Below are 17,952 nucleotides of genomic sequence, written 5' to 3' on the forward strand. Positions count from 1 at the left end.
GGCCTTTTTTATACCCTGATGCCAAATCACAATGTCAGGCACCCGTAAGGGCAATGGTCACACGACGGTAGGATTCAGGGTATATACTGGCTAACGACGAGCAGCCGATATGATGATGCGCGCTCTTGAAGCGCGAGCGAAATGCGGCGATAATCTGCTGCATAGGCAGTACTGAAACAGATTTCGAATGGATCCCTTTCTCGTCGGGCTAACGACGCGGGAGGGATTTTTTTTTGCCAGTGTCTGTGTGATTTTTCAACAGGCGAAACGTTGAAATATGAGGGTTTACTATGAGTACCTTAGGCCATCAGCCCGATAATTCCTTAGTGTCCAATGCCTTTGGTTTCCTGCGCTTTCCGCTGAACTTTATGCCTTACGACAGCGATGCAGAGTGGGTCATCACCGGCATTCCATTTGACATGGCAACCTCCGGCCGCGCCGGTGGCCGTCACGGTCCGGCGGCAATCCGTCAGGTTTCCACCAACCTGGCCTGGGAAGGCAACCGCTGGCCGTGGAACTTTGACCTGCGCGATCGTCTGAATGTCGTCGATTGCGGCGACGTGGTGTTCAACTTCGGCGATGCTCAGGACATGAGCGACAAGCTGCAGGCGCACGCGGAAAAACTGCTGAAAGCCGGCAAGCGCATGCTCTCCTTCGGCGGCGACCACTTCGTGACTCTGCCGTTGTTGCGCGCACACGCCAAACATTTCGGCAAACTGGCACTGGTGCACTTTGATGCCCATACCGACACCTATGCCAACGGCAGCCAATACGATCACGGCACCATGTTCTTCCATGCGCCGAACGAAGGCCTGATCGATCCCACTCGCTCGGTGCAGATCGGCATCCGTACCGAGTTCGACCATGACAACGGCTTCACCGTACTGGACGCGGCACAGGTTAACGATCGTAGCGTTGACGATCTGCTGGCTCAGATCAAACAGATCGTCGGTGATATGCCGGTTTATCTGACCTTCGACATCGACTGCCTGGATCCGGCATTCGCACCGGGTACCGGTACGCCGGTCATCGGCGGGTTGACGTCCGATCGTGCACTGAAACTGGTGCGCGGCATGCAGTCGCTGAACATCGTCGGTATGGACGTGGTAGAAGTCGCCCCGGCGTATGACCAGTCCGAAATTACCGCGCTGGCTGCGGCGACCCTGGGTCTGGAGATGCTGTATCTGCAAGCGGCTAAAAAAACCAAATAAGTTCCTAATAGTATTAACAGGCGGTTATGGGCGGTAAGCCGAGTCGCTTGTAACGGTACCATAGAGAAATACACACAACCGGTATCTATATACCCTATGGATTTCAAGTCGCAGCTAGGCACCCAGCTCGCTCATCCCCAGGAGCTTACTTTTGTAAGTGACTGGGGTGGGGGAGTGCAGGTAACAACGCTGTGACTTGAAAGACGACGGGTATGGAGAAAACATGCTGACCAAGCCTTCCACACGTCTTAACAAATATATTAGCGAGAGCGGCATCTGCTCTCGCCGCGACGCCGATCGTTATATCGAACAAGGCAACGTTTTTATCAATGGCAAGCGCGTTACTCTTGGCGATCAGGTATTCCCAGGGGACGTCGTCAAGGTCAACGGTCAGCTGATTGAGCCTCGTAACGAAGACAACCTGATCTTTATCGCGCTGAACAAACCGGTCGGGATCGTCAGTACCACCGAAGAGGGCGAGAAAGACAATATCGTCGATTTCGTCAACCACAGCACCCGTATCTTCCCGATCGGACGCTTGGACAAAGACTCGCAGGGGCTGATCTTCCTCACCAATCACGGCGATCTGGTGAACAAGATCCTGCGTGCGGGCAACGACCATGAAAAAGAATACCGGGTGACGGTCAACAAACCGGTCACCGACGACTTTATCCGTGGTTTGGGTGCCGGCGTGCCAATGCTGGGTACGGTGACGAAAAAATGCAAAGTGAAGAAAGAAGCGCCCTTTGTGTTTCGCATCGTGCTGGTACAGGGGCTGAACCGTCAAATTCGCCGCATGTGCGAGCATTTCGGCTATGAGGTCACCAAGCTGGAACGCACTCGCATCATGAATGTGAGCATGGCAGGTTTGCCACCGGGTGAATGGCGTGATTTAACCGACGACGAACTGGTCGAACTGTTTAAGTCGATAGAGGGTTCCACTTCGGAGGCCAAACCGGCGAAGAAAGCCAAACCGGCAGTGAAAAAACCGGCCGGCGGCGGGGCGAAAAGCGCCGACAAACCCAGCAACAGCGCGCCTGCGCGCAAGCGCTTTGCTCAGCCGGGTCGTAAAAAGAAAGGGCGCTGAGGCCCGGTAACATAAATACGGATCGGGGCGCATGTGCGCCCCGACTGCTTTACGCCCGCCTGGCTTCTCGCGTCATCCGCATCCGGCCAAACAGAATACAGCCCGCCAACAGCGTTACTAGCTGCGACACCATCAGCACCGCAAATCCTGAAGACACCTTGCCCTGGCTAGCCATCACCATGCCCATAATCATCGGCACAAACGCCGAAAACATATTGCCGATGCCGTTAATCAGTCCGTAGGCGCTGCCGACCGCCTGCGGCTGCGCATAATGTTGCAACAGAGTTGGGATCGCTGCCCCCTGAGCCCCCCAGCAGGCATTGGCCGCCAGCAGGAAGAAAGCAATCCAGCCGAACTGATGACTGTGCATCACGCCATAGATACACAACGCAGTTGTCGCACCGCCAAAGGCGAAAATCAACGGTGCCTGATAGGGGCGAATGCGGTCAAGCAGCACGCCGCCGAGATATTTGGAGGCGATGCTGACGATAAACGGCAGCGAAGCCATCCAGCCCATTTGTTTGATGGAGAATCCTTTCTCGTCGGTCAGGTAAGCCGGCAGCCAGGAGCTGGAGCCCCACAGGTAGCTCAGGGTCGCGATCTCGATCAGCATGATCCAACCCAGCATCGGGGTATGCCAGGCCAGGGCGAAGGTGTGCCAGACACGGCTCAGAACCGGCTGAGGATCGACGGCGCTCAGCGGTAACGAGCGAGGATGGATAAAAAGACGCACCAGCGCTAGCCCCAGCAGCAGGTTGATCAGCGCCAGCAGATAGAAAGAGACCGCCCAGCCGAAGTGCGCCATCAGGAAACTGACCAGCGGAAAGCCTATCACCAGGCCCAGGGAAACACCCAATGTGCTGACGGCATTGGGTTTACCGCGCTCATCGGCGGCGAAGTGATCGCCGATGTACATGGTTTTCAATGAGAACAGCGGCCCTTCGCTGACGCCAAGCAGTGCGCGTACCGCAAACAGCAGCAATAACGACCCCGCCAGCGGTGAGGCAGCAGTCAGTAGCGCCCAGAGCACAATGCTGAGCGTCAGCGCCCGGCGATAGCCCATCAGGGTTTCCAGAAAGGGCGTCAGCAGCATGGCGGAAAGCCCGTAACCGAGCAAAAACACCGTCATCAGCATGCCCTGATGCGCACGGTTACCGTCGAGCTGAAAGTGTTGCAAGAAGTCGGGGTTGACCAGCATCACGGCAATATTGACCCGATCGGCATAGGCGATGACGATCAGAAACAGCAGGGCCACTACCCCGAACCAGCGTTGACGTTGTTGCACAATGCGCTCCATGTACGCTCCTTTGGCGGGCGAATAACGAATTTAGACAGCAGTAAACTAACCCGCTGATTTCACAGTGGTGAAAAGCAGGTTTGAGCCGTTTTTATGTAAATTTATTGTTATCAAAAAGGGTGTTTCAGACAGCGAGATAGCACTTTTACTCGCATTGCATCAGCCAGATCAACGTCTTTTTATCCATAAATTAGTGATAGAAAGCACAGATTTCATCAGTTTTTCATATCGGTGCATTTTTTCGTGATCCTTCCCGCATTTGTCATGTTTAAACAACTTTCCATTAACAATTGCCGCTTTGCTCTCTTGACGAAAGTTTCACCAGACTTATAGTGAGTGTATTAAATAAGAAACTGAGTTTCATATATGAAACAATCAGATAGAGGACAAAAGCAATGAGCTGGACGAAAGTGTGTGAAGTGTCTCAGGTGAAAGAAGATTTTCCTTTCTCCGCCAACGTGGAAGGGAAAGAGGTCGGGGTGTATCTGATCGACGGCAACTATTACGCGCTGGAAGACGTTTGCCCACATGCCTATGCCTTGCTCAGCCAGGGGTTTGTTGATGACGGCAAGGTCGAATGCCCGTTGCACGAAGCATTGTTCGACGTACGTACCGGCCAATGCCTGCGTGAGCCAGGCGGCCGCGATCTGCAAACCTATGCCACCCGGGTGATCGACAATCAAATCCAAATCACCTTTATTGCGGAGGAGTAATAATGCAGCACATCACCGATTTCAATCCCTGGCTGCCGGACACCCAACAGGTGATCCCGGCGCGCGAAGGCGGCAATGGCCAAATCCATCAGCCGGGCCAATTTCAGAACGTCATCTGGCAAACCCGCGCTCGCGTACCCGACGGTTTCGAGACCGCGTTGGTCACGGCGCTGGAAGAGATCTTCGATCAGGGTGCAGAAGAGCTGGAGCAGATCGTCAGCGCCCTGAATCAGCGTCGCCTGTTCGATCGCAATGGCCAGCCGTGGAATGAGACGGCGTTCCGCGAATTCCTTCACGTTAACGGTTTCTGAGCAGCATCCGGGAGAAGACAATGACAGCAAACACAACATCCTCCGCACAGACCTTACAGGACTATCTCGACCAGGGGCTGCGCGGCATGTGGTATCCGGTGCTGGCCAGTTGGGAAATCGGCAATAACCCGGTGGGCATTACGCGTCTGGAGCAACAGATTGTGGTGTGGCGCGACGGCGACGGCGCGATCCATGCGCTGGAAGATCGCTGCCCGCATCGCGGTGCGCGCCTTTCCATGGGCTGGAACCTGGGCGATCGCATCGCCTGCTGGTATCACGGCGTGGAAGTGGGTGGCGACGGTACGGTAAAAGACGTGCCGGCGGTCGATCGTTGTCCGCTGGTGGGGCAGAAATGCCTGCGCTCTTACCCAGCCAAAGAAGCCTACGGTGCGGTGTTCCTCTATTTCGGCGTGACGGCGGATGAAGAGCCGGCTGAATTGACCTTCCCGCCGGAGCTGGCGGACGAAGCGGCCTACAGCAACTTCCTGTGCACCGCCAGTTGGGACTGCAATTACCAGTACGCGCTGGAAAACGTGATGGATCCGATGCACGGCACCTACCTGCATTCGTCCTCGCACTCGATGGCGGAAGGGGATCGCAAGGCGGACATGGCGCTGGAGCCGACCGACAACGGTTTCATCTTTAAGAAGAATGGTCAGATCGGCGTTAACTTTGACTGGGTGGAGTTTGGCAGCAGCGGCGCCTACTGGATGCGTTTGTCGATCCCGTACAAAAAGCGCTTCGGGCCGGGCGGTCACTTCTGGATCATCGGCATGGTGGTGCCGGAAGATAAGGATCACTGCCGGGTGTTCTTCTGGCGTATCCGTAAGGTGAAAGACTGGCAGCGTGACATGTGGCGCTTTATGTATCGCAACCGCCTGGAGTCGCTGCACTGGGACGTACTGGAGCAGGATCGTATCGTGCTGGAAAATATGGCCCCGAACGCGCGTGGCCGCGAGTATCTGTATCAGCATGATGTGGGGCTGTCTCGCTTGCGCCGCATGATGCAAAAAGAAGCGCAGAAGCAGCTGGCGAAGCTCAGTGAGCTGGAGGCGGCGCAGTGAACGGCTTGCTGACGGGAAAACGCATTGTGGTGACCGGCGCGGCACGCGGGCTGGGGCGGAGTTTCGCCGCAGCCATCAGCGAGGCCGGTGCCAGAGTGGTGATGTGCGATATTCTGGCGGATGAACTGGCAGACAGCGCCGCGAACCTGCGCGAGCAGGGCGCACAGGTTGAAACGCAGGTGATCGATTTGGCCGAACCGGCGTCGATCAGCGCGGCATTCACCGCCATTGCCGAAGGCGGTGCGATCGACGGGTTGGTGAACAACGCGGCGCTGGCTACCGGCGTCGGTGGCAAAACCATGATGGAATACGATATCGATCTGTGGGATCGGGTGATGCAGGTCAACGTACGCGGTACCTGGCTGGTGAGTCAGGCAGCGGTACCCCTGTTGGCGCAAACCCCACATGCCAAGATCGTTAACGTGGCTTCGGATACCGCACTGTGGGGCGCACCGCGCCTGATGGCTTACGTGGCCAGCAAAGGAGCGATCATCTCCATGACCCGCTCAATGGCGCGTGAACTGGGTCCGCAGGGGATTTGCGTGAACGCAATCGCACCGGGACTGACGCGGGTAGAGGCCACCGAATACGTGCCCGCCGAGCGTCATCAACTGTACGAACAAGGGCGTGCATTGGCCGGGGCACAGCACCCTGACGACGTTAATGGCTCGGTGCTCTACCTGCTGTCGCCGTTGGCGAATTTCGTGACCGGCCAACTGTTGCCGGTTAACGGCGGCTTTGTTTTTAACTAATCAACCTTTAGCCAGGAGCAGCACATGGCGGACGATCAAGCGTGTAAATATCTGATCCCAGGACTGGATCGCGGGTTACAACTGTTGCTGGCGTTTGGCGAGCAGCATAAGGAAATGACTTTTGCCCAATTGCATCGCCTGGTCGACATGCCAAAGGCTACCGCCTATCGCGTGGTGCAAACTCTGGAGCATCTGGGTTTTCTGGAGCGCAACCCACGGACCAACACCTTTGCGCTGGGTATCAAAGTGCTGCGCCTCGGCTTTGAATATATCGCTTCTCTGGACGTTGCCCAGGCCGGTCAGCCGGTGATAGAGCAACTGCGCGATCGCAGCCAGTGCAGCAGTCATCTGGCGATCCGTGATGAGCGCGACGTGATCTACATCGCCCGCGTCAGCGCCGCCGGTTCGCAAATCAATCAGGTCAGCGTTGGCACCCGCCTGCCGGTGCACCAAACCTCACTGGGGCGCATGCTGCTGACCAGCGCTACCCGCGACGAATTCGACCAGCTCTATCCGCAGGAACAACTGCCGGGCAACGGTCCGGGGACCCCGGCAGATCGTGAAGCGCTGTGGCAGATGGTGCAGCAGGATAAGGCGCGCGGTTATGTGATTGGCGAGTCGTTTTTCCGCCATGGCATCTCTTCGATAGTCTATCCAATCTTTAACCGCGAGCAGCGGGTCGAGGCCGTGGTCAGCATTATGGTGCCGTTCGATGAGATCCCTAAAGCAGATCGCGAACGGCTGCGCATGGAAGTGCGTGACGCCGCAGAGAAAATCTCCGGCTTTCTGGGCGCGCCGCCGCAGGCTAACGTCGGCTAACTGACAACCCCTTGTTTTCGTCGGGGGGCTGCAAGCCGCGTTCGCATTAATCGGGGCGACTGTATTCGTCCCCTACCAATGAATCAGGCAGGGATAAGGCTCATGGCAAACAGGGGCCGGGGTTTGTCATGCCTGAAAACCGCATTCAGCGAGAACGTGAGGCACAACAATGAGCGTAATCGGAATCGAAAAACTGGAATTTGGCGTCGAAGATCTGCCAACCTGCGAAAAATTCATGCAGGACTTCGGCCTGCAGGCGGCACAACAGCACTGGGGCGAACGTCAACGTGAATTCACCACCCTGAGTGGGGCGCGCGTGGTGCTGCATCCGTTGCAGAGCGAGACCTTGCCGGCGGCGTTTGAGGGCGGTTCGACTCTGCGCCGCATGACCTGGGGCGTGGGCAGCCCGGCGGAATTGGCCGCTTTGCAGCCGCTGTTGGCGCAGATGCCGGGCTTCCGTCAGGTGGGGGAAGAGCTGGAGTGTATCGATCCGAACGGTATGACGCTGCGCTTTAGCGTCAGCCAACAGCGCGAAGTCGATTTACCGGTATCACCAATCAACCAATGGGGTGATGTGCGCCGCATCGATCAGCCCAGCCCGGTATATGCGCAGGCACAGCCGATCAATATTGGCCACGTGGTGTTCTTCGTCGAAGATCTGGCCGCCACCGAACGTTTCTACCGTGAGGTACTGGGCTTCCAGGTCTCGGATCGCTATATCGATCGGGCAGTGTTCCTGCGCACTCAGGCGCGCGGCGGGCATCACAACCTGTTCCTGCTGAAATTGCCGAATCGTCCACGTGGCCTGAATCACGTAGCTTTTACCGTGCGCGACATCCACGAGGTGATCGGCGGCGGTATCGCCATGAACAAAGAGAAGTGGAGCACCTTTATCGGCCCCGGTCGCCATCCGATTTCCTCAGCCTATTTCTGGTACGTCAACAGCCCGACTGGCGGCGCGTTTGAGTACTACACCAACGATGACTATCTGACTGAAAACTGGCAGCCGCGCGAGCTGGAACACTCGCTGGTGTCGTTCACCGAGTGGGCGGTGGAAGGGGGGATCGACCACGATACGCGCCGCCAGCAGAAAAAACCGGAGGCGCTATGAGCCAGCCAGAAGCGGCGGGGATCGTCATTATCGGCGGTGGCCAGGCTGGCGGTTGGGCGGCGAAAACGCTGCGCGATCGTGGCTATGCGGGCCGGCTGACGGTGATCAGCGACGAACCCTATGACTTTTATGAACGCCCGCCGCTTTCCAAGGCGGCGTTGCTGGACGGCGAAGCGCCGCTCAGCCGATTGTTCAGCGAACAGGTGGTCGCCGGGTTGAATCTCAACTGGTGCCGGCCGTTACGTGCCGAATCCATTGATGCAAAAAAACAAATCGTCAGCCTCAGCGACGGTCGGCAGCTGCAGTTTGATCAACTGCTGATTGCCACCGGTGGCCGACCGCGCCTGCCGGACGCCCGTTGGGCCAGTCACCCTCGGGTGATGACGCTGCGTTCCTGGGATGATGCGGCGAAGCTGCGTCAGGCGCTGCAAGGATGCCGTCGACTGGCGATCGTCGGTGGTGGCTGGATTGGGCTGGAGATTGCCGCTTCGGCGCGGCGCCCCGGTGCTGACGTGACGGTCTTTGAACGCCAGCCGGCGCTGTGCATGCGCAGTGTCGGCGCGGATGTCTCCCAAGCGCTGCTGGAATTGCATCAACAGCAAGGCGTGACCCTGCACTGCGGCTGCGGTGACATTCAGCTGGAAGATCGTGACGGTAGCGCCTGGATCGGCAGCGGCGTCAGCGATCCTCAGCCGTTTGACCTGGTGGTGGTGGGGATCGGCGTCGAGTTGAATCTGGAACTGGCGCGCAGTGCCGGGCTGAAGATTGACGTGGGGATCGTGGTTGACGGCCAGGGGCGCACCAGCCACCCGGCGATCTTCGCCGCCGGCGACGTGGCGCGTCACCCGACGCTGGGCCTGTGCCTGCAGTCCTGGGCCTATGCGCAGAATCAGGCGATCAGCACCGCTTGCGCGATGCTGGACGCCTTTGCCGCCCCTTACGATGACGTGGCCTGGCTGTGGTCGGATCAATACGATGCCAATATCCAGATCCTCGGCGTGCCGACCGGTGGCGTGCACCATGTGGTGCGGCGCACGCCGCAATCGCAGGTGTTCTTTACGTTAAATGCCGATCGTCAGTTGGTGCAAATGGTGGCGTTTAACGACGCTCGTACCATCAAGCTGGGCAAACGCTGGCTGGCCAGTGGGCGCGTGCTGGAACCGCAGCAGTTGGCGGATGCGGAGTTTTCTTTGATGGCGTTGAAATAACGCCCGTAACCTCGGGAGCGTTTCATGACTACGCAAGAGATTGACGCCCGCGCTGAACGGGTGGGGGATGCTGTTGCCGAAAATCCGCAGCAACGAGTGCGCTGGTCGGTGCCCATCGCGCTGTTTGCCTGCGTGCTGCTGGCGTTTTTCGACAAGATCAGCATCGCGGCACTGTTTTCCGATACTGAATTCCAGCAGGCGCTGGGCATCAGTTTTGACCCGGCGCGGCTGGGGTTGCTGATGAGCGCGTTTTTGTTCTCCTACGGCATCTCTTCGATGTTGCTGAGCGGAATTGGCGACCGCTTGAACCCGGTCAAGGTGCTGATTGGCATGATGGTGGTGTGGGGCGTACTGATGGTGCTGATGGGCATGACACGCTCTTATCACAGCATGATGACGCTGCGCATTTTGCTCGGCATTGCCGAAGGTCCGCTGCTGCCAATGGCCTACGCCATCATTCGCCAGGCCTTCCCGCAGCGCCTGCAGGCACGCGCCACCATGTTGTGGCTGCTGGGTACGCCATTGGGCGCCGCGCTCGGCTTCCCGGTTACGCTGTACATCCTTAACACCTTTGACTGGCAGACCACCTTCTTCTTTATGGCGTTCCTGACGCTGCCGGTGATGCTGCTGGTGCTGTTCGGAATGCGTCATCTCAACGTGTCACGCCCCGCGGCGGCTAGCGTTTCCAAACCGGCTATTGCCGAACGTAAACAACATCGCCATGAGCTGCTGCGCAATCCGCATTTTTGGATGATCTGCCTGTTTAACATCGCCTTCCTGACCTACCTGTGGGGCATGAACGGCTGGCTGCCGAGCTACCTGATCAAGGGCAAAGGTATTCATCTGGAGCACGCCGGTTATCTGTCATCGCTGCCGTTTATCGCCATGCTGCTGGGCGAAGTGGTCGGCGCCTGGCTGTCGGACAAGCTGGATCGTCGCGCGCTGGCCTGTTTTGTCTCGCTGTGCGGCGCCGGGCTGGGGCTGGCCGTGGTGCTGCAGCTGCAGGGCACCTACAGCGTGATCGCCGCCATGGCTTTCAGCACCTTTATGTGGGGGGCCGGTGCGCCAAACATCTTTGCCCTGCTGGCGAAAGCCACCAGCAGCAAGGTCAGCGCCACCGCCGGCGGTATTTTTAACGGATTGGGCAATTTTGCCGGTGCGCTGGCACCGGTGCTGATGGGGGCGCTGATCGCCGCCACCGGCAACATGGATAACGGCTTGCTGTTCCTGGTGGTGATGGCCCTGATCGGCTGCATCATTCTGCTGCCGTTGCTGAAGAAGTATTGATTTAACCGTTTGATTCAACAGAGGAGTTACAACATGTCCCAGGTTGAGAAGCAAGCCGGCGTCAAGCCGCAGGATCAATCGATTGAGCATTGGGTGGAATCGCGTATCGCCCGCTTTGAAGGCCGTAAATATGACTGGAACGCGTTGAAGTTCCAGGCCGATTACGACCCGAAATACCGCCGTGCGCAGATGCGCTACATCGGTACCGGCGCCACCGGGGTAGCCAGCGACACCAATACCATTCCGGCAGGCAACTTCACCTTCTCCACCATGGTGCTGCCTTCGAAGTGCGAGGGCCCGTTGCACCTGCACGATGACGTGGAAGAGGTGTTCTTTATGCTGAAGGGCAGCATCACGCTGATGATCCAGGACGGTAGCGAATATTACGAAACCAAGCTGAAAGAGCGCGATCTGATCTCGGTGCCGGCCGGAGTCTACCGTGGGTTGTTCAACCACGGCGAAGAAGAGGCATTGATGTGCGTGATGCTCGGTACCGCCAAACCGGAAACCCCGACCTACCCGGCGGATCACCCGTTATCCAAAGTGAAACGCAACTGATGAACGGCCTGGCGCAACGTCAGCAGGCGCGCTGCGGGGAGTTTACCCTGAGCTGGCGCGAGGCGGGTCACGGTCGCCCGGTGGTGTTGCTGCACGGCATCAGTTCCGGTTCGGCTTCGTGGATCAAGCAGTTCAATGACTCGGGGCTGGCCGACGGTCATCGCTTGCTGGCCTGGGACGCCCCAGGCTACGGCGGCAGCCTGCCGCTGACGATCAGCGAGCCGGATGCCGCCGCCTACGCCGCCGCGCTGGCGGCGCTGGTGGCGCACTTGCAGTTGGAGCAACCGCTGATCGTCGGCCACTCGCTCGGTGCCTTGATCGGTAGCGCCTATGCTGCCGGTTATCCCGACGGATTATGTGGGCTGGTGCTGGCGGATCCGGCGCAGGGCTACGCCAACGCACCGCTGGAGAAACGCCAACAGGTTTATAGCCAGAGAAAACAGATGATTGAGCAGCTTGGGCCGCAGGGCTACGGCGAGCAGCGGGCGGCGGCGTTACTGCGTGAAGGTGCGGATCCTCAAGATATTGCCTGGGTACGCAACGGCATGCAGCAGCTGGATCCCGAGGGGTTTCTCAATGCCGCCTGGATGCTGGCCAACGACGATATCGGCCGCTATCTGGCGCAGTACCGCGGCCCGTTGCAGGTGTGGTGCGGTGACTGCGATCGGATCACGCCACCGGAAGCGGCGGCGGTGCTGGCGCAACAGCAGGACGCGGCACTGCGCCTGATTGAGGGGGCCGGGCATGCCAGCTATCTCGATGCGCCGGGGCAATTTAACCGCTATCTGCAGGATTTTACGGGAGCAATTCAACCATGAATTTTCAGCTTGAGAAACGGGTCGCGGTGGTCACCGGCGGTTCGTCGGGCATCGGTTTCGAAACCCTGCGTCTGCTGCTGGCGGAAGGCGCGAAGGTGGCATTTTGCGGCCGCAATCCGGACAAACTGGCCGGTGCCGAAGCCAGCCTGCGCCATGAGTTTCCGCAGGCGGAGATCCTGGCACTGTGCTGCGACGTGCTGGATGAGTCGCAGGTAACGCAGTTTGCCGCCCAGGTAACGGCACGTTTCGGCGGCGTAGATTTGTTGATCAACAACGCCGGCCAGGGGTTTGTTGCGCATTTTGATCAAACGCCGCGTACCGCCTGGCTGCATGAGGCGGAGCTAAAGCTGTTCGGCGTGATTAACCCGGTGCAGGCATTTTTGCCGGCGTTGGAGCGTTCGGATATCGCTTCCATCACCTGTGTGAATTCGCTTTTGGCCTTGCAGCCGGAAGAACACATGATCGCCACCTCGGCGGCGCGTGCGGCACTGCTCAACATGACGCTGACGCTGTCGAAAGAGCTGGTGGACAAGGGCATTCGCGTCAACTCGATCCTGTTGGGCATGGTGGAGTCCGGCCAGTGGCGCCGCCGCTTCGACGAGCGCAGCGATAAAGATCAAAGCTGGGAGCAGTGGACGGCGGCGATTGCCGAACGACGCGGCATCCCGATGAAACGCCTGGGGAAACCGCAGGAGCCGGCACGGGCGCTGCTGTTCCTGGCTTCGCCTCTGGCGTCCTTTACCACCGGGGCCGCGCTGGACGTCTCTGGCGGCTTTAACCGCCATCTTTAACCGCAGAGGCTGAAAAGATGAAGAAGATCATGATGATTGGTTACGGCGCAATGGCCACAGAGGTGCTGTCCCGCCTGCCGGACGGGGTGAGCGTTGGCTGGATTGTCGCGCGTGCGGCTCATCATGCGGCGATTGCCAACGCCTTTGGTGGCCAGGTGCAGGCGTTGACCCACCCCGACCACTGTGCTGAAAAACCGGATCTGGTGCTGGAGTGCGCCAGCCAGCAGGCGGTGGCGGAGTTCGGTGAGGCGGTGGTCACGCGCGGTTGGCCTTTAGCGGTGATCTCTACCGGCGCGTTAGCGGATGCCGCGTTGCAGCAGCGTTTGCAGCAAGCCTGTCGGCAGCATCGGGGCCAGGTGATCGTGCTGTCCGGTGCGGTGGCGGGCATGGACGGCTTGGCGTCGGCACGTGAGGGCGGTCTGGACAGCGTCACTTATCAGGCGTGTAAAAGTCCGGCCAGCTGGCGCGGCAGTATGGCAGAGCAATTGATTGATCTCGATGCGGTAAGCGAGGCGCAGGTGTTTTTCGAAGGCTCGGCGCGGGAGGCGGCGCGGTTATTCCCGGCTAACGCCAATGTGGCGGCGACCATTGCGCTCAACGGCCTCGGAATGGACGCCACCCGGGTGCGGTTGCTGGTCGATCCCGCGACCCGACGCAATACCCACCGGCTGCAGGTGTGCGGCAATTTCGGTGAGTTTCATATTGAGCTGAGCGGCAACCCGCTGGCAAGCAATCCCAAGACATCAACCCTGGCGGCGCTGAGCGCGGTACAAGCCTGCCGCCGTCTGATCGACGGTGGTTTTATTGCCTGAACGGCAGGAGCGAGTATGGAAAGGTTAAAGATTTTTGTGGCTGGGCGTTGGTGTGAAGGGCGTGGCGATGAAATGGCCTCGCAGTTCCCGGCCGACGGCAGTGTGAATGCGCGGCTGCGTGCCGCCAGTATTGAAGACGTCAATGATGCGGTAGCCGCGGCGGAACGCGCCTGGCGGGCCCCCGAGTGGCGTGGGCTGGTGCCGCATCAGCGAGCCAACATTCTGTACCGCGTCAGCAACCTGATTATGGCGCAACTGGAAGAGCTGGCGCAGCTGCAGACCCGCGACAACGGCAAACCCCTGGCGGAAACCCGTGGGCTGGTGGCCAGCGCGGCGGCGACGGCTCGCTACTTTGCCGCTGCCTGCGAGGTGCTGGAGGGCGAACTGCCGACCCAGCGCAGCGCGGAGATCATGACGTTGAGCCAGTATCAGCCGCTGGGCGTGATCGCGGCCATTACGCCGTGGAACTCGCCGATCGCCAGTGAGATGCAAAAAGTGGCCCCCGCACTGGCGGCGGGCAATGCGGTGATCCTCAAACCGGCCGAAGCGACACCGCTGATGGCGCTAAAACTGGCGGAACTGTTTGAGCAGGCAGGCCTGCCCGCCGGACTGCTTAGCGTGCTGCCGGGCAAAGGCTCGGTGATTGGCGAGGCGCTGGCGCGTCACCCGTTAGTGAAAAAGATTTCTTTTACCGGGGGGACCAATACCGGTCGCCATTTGGCGCATATCGCCGCCGAGAAGCTGATCCCTACCTCGCTGGAACTGGGCGGCAAGTCGCCGACCATCGTGCTGGAGGACGCCGATTTGGAACAGGCGGCTCGCGGGATCTGCTACGGCATTTTCAGCTCCGCCGGCCAGGCCTGCATTGCCGGCTCGCGGCTGTTTGTGCACCGCTCGCTATACCAGCCGCTGCTGGCGCGCCTGAGTGAACTGGCGGCCGGGCTGCGGGTCGGCAATCCGCTGACGCCGGGCGTGCACCTCGGCCCGCTGATTAACGACAAGCATCGCCAAAGCGTGGCGGATTATGTGGCGCTGGCGCAGCAAGAAGGCGGCCGGGTAGTGATAGGCGGCGAAGCGCCGGCCGATCCGCTGCTGGCCGGCGGCAGCTATTACCTGCCAACGATTATCGAAGGGTTGAGTAACCGTGCCCGCGCTTGCCAGGAAGAGATTTTTGGCCCGGTACTGGTGGCACTGCCGTTCGATAACGAACAACAGTTGATCGAGCAAGCCAACGATTCGGTGTACGGGTTGGCCGCCGGGATTTGGAGCCGGGATTTCCCGCGGGCGATGGCGCTGGCGGAACAATTGGAAACCGGCACCGTGTGGATCAACACCTACAAAACATTCTCTATTTCTACGCCTTTCGGCGGTTTCAAAGAGAGCGGTCTGGGCCGCGAAAAGGGTCTGCACGGCATCAAGGCCTATATGCAGCAGAAAAGCCTTTACCTGGCGCTGAGCCATCAGGCGAACCGCTGGAGCGATTAGCTTTGCTCGACGGTGCGTACCCCCTACAACGAACACAATAAGAAGGCAGATGATGAGCGATAAAATAACGGTTGGCGAGGCGATAGCCCGGACTCTGGAACAGTACGAGGTGTCGGCGATGTACGGCATCATTTCGATTCATAATCTGCCGATTGCCGATGCGGTAGGGCAACGTGGCAACATCCGTTTCGTACCGGCGCGTGGCGAAGCGGGCGCGGTCACCATGGCCGATGCCCACGGCCGTTTCTCCGGTCTGGGCGTAGCCTTGACCAGCACGGGCGCGGGGGCCGGCAATGCGGTCGGTGCCATGATCGAAGCGCTGAATGCCAACACGCCGTTGCTGCACATTACCGGCCAGGTGGAGAAGGCCTATCTGGATGCCGACGCCGGGTTCATTCATGAGACCCGCGATCAGTTGGGTTTCCTGCGCGCCTGCTCCAAACGCGCATATCGGGTCAACTCAGCGGAACAGGCGGTGGCCGTGATCCAGCGGGCTATCCTCGATGCGCAGACGGTGCCTTGTGGCCCGGTGGCGGTCGAGATCCCGATCGATATTCAAAGTAGCCTGGTTTCCAGTTCGGTGCTGAGCCAGCCCGTGGCGCCTGCGCCGCTGCCGGCGGCCAGTGACGAGGCGGTTGAGCGCCTGTATCAGCGGATGAAACAGGCCAAACGCCCATTGCTGTGGTTGGGTGGCGGTGCGCTGGCCTGCGCCGATGCGGTACGCAAATTGGCAGATGCTGGCGTGGTGGTGATCTCCAGCACCCATGGGCGCGGTATCCTGCCTGATTGTCATCCGCGCAGCCTGCGTGCGTTCCACAACTCACCGAGCATTGAGGCGATCCTGACGCAGTGCGATTTGACGCTGGTGGCCGGTTCACGCTTGCGCAGCAATGAGACGCGTACCTGGACGCTGCCGCTGCCGCGTCCGCTGGTTCAAATTGATATCGATCCGGCGGCGGCCAACCGCAACTATCTGGCCGACGAGCAAATCAACGGTGACTGCGGCGCCTTGCTTAACGCGCTGGCTGCTCGTTTGAGCCCGGGTGAAAAAGTGAATGCCGAGTGGGATGCCGAGATAGCCACGGCGATACAGCAGGCGGAAAGTGCGCTGCGCCAGCAGTCGGGAGAGTATGCCAAATTGAACGACGCCATCGCCGCTGCGTTGCCGCAGGACGGTCTGTTGGTACGTGATATCACCGTTTCCGGCAGCGTGTGGGGCAGCCGTTTGTTCCGCGCCATTTCGCCGCTTTGCAACATTCACTCGCTGGCCGGGGCGATTGGCATGGGGCTGCCAATGGCGATTGGCACGGCGATCGCCAACCCGCAGCGCAAGGTGGTGGGGCTGGTCGGGGACGGGGGGCTGGCGTTAGGCCTGGGCGAACTGGCAACCATGGCGCAGGAGCAGGCCAATATTACCCTGTTGATCATGAACGACGGCGGTTACGGCGTGATGCGGGGCATTCAGGACAAGTATTTTGCCGGCCGTCAGTATTATAACGAACTGCACACTCCAGCATTTACCCAGGTTGCCGAGGCGATGGGGCTGAAGGCGTGGAAAGTGGACAGCGCGGCGCAGTTCAACGGCGTGCTGGCGGAAGCGATTAATTATCCGGGGCCGTCGGTGGTGGAAGTGGATATGAACAGCATCGGGCCGCTAACCTTCGCCGGGCCACCGCAAAAGACATTGTACTGATGAAATGAAAAACGCCCGGCATCTGCCGGGCGTTGTGTTTTACTTGCCTGCTGCGATGCGCTCGCGAATATGCTGTGCGCGCGCTTCGGAAGCGGGGTGATCGTCGAACATGCTGCTCTGACGGCCGGCCTCCATTTTAGCCAGTTTTTCAAAGCTGGTGACCAGGCCGTTCGGGTCGATGCCGCGTTGTTTCAGCAGATCGAACGAATAGTCATCGGCTTCACTTTCCTGTTTTTGGGAGAACTGAGCGTTAACCAGCTTCTCGCCCATATCCGCCAACTGTGACTGCGACAGCGAACCTATGATGCCGCCGGTCGAGGCCGCTGCGGTACGCAATGCCACGGTGCCGTAAGCGACCTGCATTGCTTTGCGGGTATGGCCCAGCGCCACGTGGCCCATTTCGTGGCCCAGCACGCCTTCCACTTCATTGTCGGTCATCATGTCCATCAGCCCGCTGTAAACGCGGATACAGCCGTTGGCCATTGCCCAGGCATTCACGTCTTTTGTGACGTAGACCTTATAGTTGGCCGGCGTGCCGTTGATATTATCTCCCAACGCCGCCGCGATTTTGTTCAGGCGTTTGGCATAGGTACTGTCGGCCGGCGCGATTTGTGCCTTGCTGTCCATCTCTGCGCAGGATTTATCACTCAGGATTTTTACGTCGTTATTGCTCAGCGTTGCGGCCTGGAACGCCTGCGCGCCAGACTGCATCAGGGTATCGGTGTTCAGGTTTTGACAGCCGCTTACCAAAGTGGCAATGCTTAATGCAATCAAAGAGGTACGGATCTTCATAAAGCCATTTTCCTGTGAGAGTAACAAGGGGGTCGTGTCATTTTAGTTTAGGGAAATCTTGCCGCTTGAGACTAGTGTACGCCGACAATCGGGAAAATAGTGTTATTCCGAAAAACCGACCAATTGTGCTAATAAGTTGTGAA

Annotated in this window: 18 protein-coding genes; 16 read left to right on the forward strand and 2 right to left on the reverse strand. The window is 59.1% G+C overall.

Annotated elements, in window-relative coordinates; genetic code table 11:
* Positions 1 to 290 precede the first annotated feature (290 nt).
* Positions 291 to 1,211 carry an agmatinase gene (gene speB / locus ACMGG1_RS03195; RefSeq protein WP_044553357.1) on the forward strand — a complete coding sequence of 307 codons (921 nt, stop codon included), beginning with the start codon at positions 291 to 293 and terminating at the stop codon, positions 1,209 to 1,211.
* Between the two features lie 223 nt (positions 1,212 to 1,434).
* Entirely contained in the window at positions 1,435 to 2,298 is an 864-nt protein-coding gene (gene rluF, locus ACMGG1_RS03200; RefSeq protein ID WP_020828550.1) for a 23S rRNA pseudouridine(2604) synthase RluF, read from the forward strand.
* Positions 2,299 to 2,347: 49 nt separating this feature from the next.
* Here rluF and ACMGG1_RS03205 read toward each other — a convergent pair whose 3' ends face one another.
* Positions 2,348 to 3,595, reverse strand: a complete 1,248-nt coding sequence (locus tag ACMGG1_RS03205; protein WP_414161148.1) for an MFS transporter — start codon at positions 3,593 to 3,595, stop codon at positions 2,348 to 2,350.
* A 395-nt stretch (positions 3,596 to 3,990) separates the two neighbouring features.
* On the opposite strand from ACMGG1_RS03205, the gene ACMGG1_RS03210 reads away from it, so the two are divergent.
* From ACMGG1_RS03210 to ACMGG1_RS03275, 14 genes are all read left to right on the forward strand, one after another.
* Complete coding sequence (locus ACMGG1_RS03210) at positions 3,991 to 4,308, forward strand: non-heme iron oxygenase ferredoxin subunit (protein WP_020828548.1); 318 nt, start codon at positions 3,991 to 3,993, stop codon at positions 4,306 to 4,308.
* Positions 4,309 to 4,310: 2 nt separating this feature from the next.
* On the forward strand, positions 4,311 to 4,619 hold the full coding sequence (locus ACMGG1_RS03215; protein WP_044553351.1) for a recombinase-like helix-turn-helix domain-containing protein: 309 nt from the start codon (positions 4,311 to 4,313) through the stop codon (positions 4,617 to 4,619).
* 20 nt (positions 4,620 to 4,639) lie between these two features.
* Positions 4,640 to 5,683, forward strand: a complete 1,044-nt coding sequence (locus ACMGG1_RS03220; RefSeq protein WP_041414935.1) for an aromatic ring-hydroxylating oxygenase subunit alpha — start codon at positions 4,640 to 4,642, stop codon at positions 5,681 to 5,683.
* On the forward strand, positions 5,680 to 6,435 hold the full coding sequence (locus tag ACMGG1_RS03225; protein WP_217331559.1) for an SDR family oxidoreductase: 756 nt from the start codon (positions 5,680 to 5,682) through the stop codon (positions 6,433 to 6,435). Before ACMGG1_RS03220 ends, ACMGG1_RS03225 begins: the two co-directional genes overlap by 4 nt.
* Before the next feature lie 24 nt (positions 6,436 to 6,459).
* The gene (locus tag ACMGG1_RS03230; RefSeq protein WP_128865416.1) at positions 6,460 to 7,254 is read left to right on the forward strand and encodes an IclR family transcriptional regulator; all 795 of its coding nucleotides are present in this window, start codon (positions 6,460 to 6,462) and stop codon (positions 7,252 to 7,254) included.
* 169 nt (positions 7,255 to 7,423) lie between these two features.
* Positions 7,424 to 8,365, forward strand: a complete 942-nt coding sequence (locus tag ACMGG1_RS03235; RefSeq protein WP_115058058.1) for a VOC family protein — start codon at positions 7,424 to 7,426, stop codon at positions 8,363 to 8,365.
* Positions 8,362 to 9,573 (forward strand): NAD(P)/FAD-dependent oxidoreductase, encoded by a 1,212-nt coding sequence (locus ACMGG1_RS03240; protein ID WP_414161149.1) that lies wholly within the window; start codon positions 8,362 to 8,364, stop codon positions 9,571 to 9,573. Before ACMGG1_RS03235 ends, ACMGG1_RS03240 begins: the two co-directional genes overlap by 4 nt.
* A gap of 24 nt (positions 9,574 to 9,597) precedes the next feature.
* A complete protein-coding gene (locus tag ACMGG1_RS03245; RefSeq protein WP_046372673.1) occupies positions 9,598 to 10,860 on the forward strand; it encodes an MFS transporter in 1,263 nt (420 codons plus the stop codon).
* A 33-nt stretch (positions 10,861 to 10,893) separates the two neighbouring features.
* On the forward strand, positions 10,894 to 11,418 hold the full coding sequence (locus tag ACMGG1_RS03250; protein WP_020828540.1) for a cupin domain-containing protein: 525 nt from the start codon (positions 10,894 to 10,896) through the stop codon (positions 11,416 to 11,418).
* Complete coding sequence (locus ACMGG1_RS03255) at positions 11,418 to 12,236, forward strand: alpha/beta fold hydrolase (protein WP_414161150.1); 819 nt, start codon at positions 11,418 to 11,420, stop codon at positions 12,234 to 12,236. The genes ACMGG1_RS03250 and ACMGG1_RS03255 overlap by 1 nt, the downstream gene beginning before the upstream one ends.
* A complete protein-coding gene (locus ACMGG1_RS03260; protein WP_020828538.1) occupies positions 12,233 to 13,027 on the forward strand; it encodes an SDR family oxidoreductase in 795 nt (264 codons plus the stop codon). Before ACMGG1_RS03255 ends, ACMGG1_RS03260 begins: the two co-directional genes overlap by 4 nt.
* A gap of 17 nt (positions 13,028 to 13,044) precedes the next feature.
* A complete protein-coding gene (locus ACMGG1_RS03265) occupies positions 13,045 to 13,839 on the forward strand; it encodes an aspartate dehydrogenase (RefSeq protein WP_115058061.1) in 795 nt (264 codons plus the stop codon).
* Between the two features lie 15 nt (positions 13,840 to 13,854).
* Positions 13,855 to 15,324 (forward strand): aldehyde dehydrogenase, encoded by a 1,470-nt coding sequence (locus tag ACMGG1_RS03270; RefSeq protein ID WP_020828536.1) that lies wholly within the window; start codon positions 13,855 to 13,857, stop codon positions 15,322 to 15,324.
* Between the two features lie 52 nt (positions 15,325 to 15,376).
* A complete protein-coding gene (locus ACMGG1_RS03275) occupies positions 15,377 to 17,017 on the forward strand; it encodes a thiamine pyrophosphate-binding protein (protein WP_414161443.1) in 1,641 nt (546 codons plus the stop codon).
* A 39-nt stretch (positions 17,018 to 17,056) separates the two neighbouring features.
* Here the strand turns inward: ACMGG1_RS03275 and ACMGG1_RS03280 are convergent, their stop codons facing one another.
* Positions 17,057 to 17,809, reverse strand: a complete 753-nt coding sequence (locus tag ACMGG1_RS03280) for a M48 family metallopeptidase (protein ID WP_020828534.1) — start codon at positions 17,807 to 17,809, stop codon at positions 17,057 to 17,059.
* Positions 17,810 to 17,952: the final 143 nt, after the last annotated feature.

This window comes from Serratia sp. BNK-12, from assembly GCF_047456085.1.
Taxonomy (GTDB): domain Bacteria; phylum Pseudomonadota; class Gammaproteobacteria; order Enterobacterales; family Enterobacteriaceae; genus Serratia; species Serratia liquefaciens.

Coding starts and splice junctions, on each gene's coding strand:
- speB (WP_044553357.1), top strand. CDS start 291: ATGAGTACCTTAGGCCATCAGCCCGATAATTCCTTAGTGTCCAATGCC.
- rluF (WP_020828550.1), top strand. CDS start 1,435: ATGCTGACCAAGCCTTCCACACGTCTTAACAAATATATTAGCGAGAGC.
- ACMGG1_RS03205 (WP_414161148.1), bottom strand. CDS start 3,595: ATGGAGCGCATTGTGCAACAACGTCAACGCTGGTTCGGGGTAGTGGCC.
- ACMGG1_RS03210 (WP_020828548.1), top strand. CDS start 3,991: ATGAGCTGGACGAAAGTGTGTGAAGTGTCTCAGGTGAAAGAAGATTTT.
- ACMGG1_RS03215 (WP_044553351.1), top strand. CDS start 4,311: ATGCAGCACATCACCGATTTCAATCCCTGGCTGCCGGACACCCAACAG.
- ACMGG1_RS03220 (WP_041414935.1), top strand. CDS start 4,640: ATGACAGCAAACACAACATCCTCCGCACAGACCTTACAGGACTATCTC.
- ACMGG1_RS03230 (WP_128865416.1), top strand. CDS start 6,460: ATGGCGGACGATCAAGCGTGTAAATATCTGATCCCAGGACTGGATCGC.
- ACMGG1_RS03235 (WP_115058058.1), top strand. CDS start 7,424: ATGAGCGTAATCGGAATCGAAAAACTGGAATTTGGCGTCGAAGATCTG.
- ACMGG1_RS03240 (WP_414161149.1), top strand. CDS start 8,362: ATGAGCCAGCCAGAAGCGGCGGGGATCGTCATTATCGGCGGTGGCCAG.
- ACMGG1_RS03245 (WP_046372673.1), top strand. CDS start 9,598: ATGACTACGCAAGAGATTGACGCCCGCGCTGAACGGGTGGGGGATGCT.
- ACMGG1_RS03250 (WP_020828540.1), top strand. CDS start 10,894: ATGTCCCAGGTTGAGAAGCAAGCCGGCGTCAAGCCGCAGGATCAATCG.
- ACMGG1_RS03255 (WP_414161150.1), top strand. CDS start 11,418: ATGAACGGCCTGGCGCAACGTCAGCAGGCGCGCTGCGGGGAGTTTACC.
- ACMGG1_RS03260 (WP_020828538.1), top strand. CDS start 12,233: ATGAATTTTCAGCTTGAGAAACGGGTCGCGGTGGTCACCGGCGGTTCG.
- ACMGG1_RS03265 (WP_115058061.1), top strand. CDS start 13,045: ATGAAGAAGATCATGATGATTGGTTACGGCGCAATGGCCACAGAGGTG.
- ACMGG1_RS03270 (WP_020828536.1), top strand. CDS start 13,855: ATGGAAAGGTTAAAGATTTTTGTGGCTGGGCGTTGGTGTGAAGGGCGT.
- ACMGG1_RS03275 (WP_414161443.1), top strand. CDS start 15,377: ATGAGCGATAAAATAACGGTTGGCGAGGCGATAGCCCGGACTCTGGAA.
- ACMGG1_RS03280 (WP_020828534.1), bottom strand. CDS start 17,809: ATGAAGATCCGTACCTCTTTGATTGCATTAAGCATTGCCACTTTGGTA.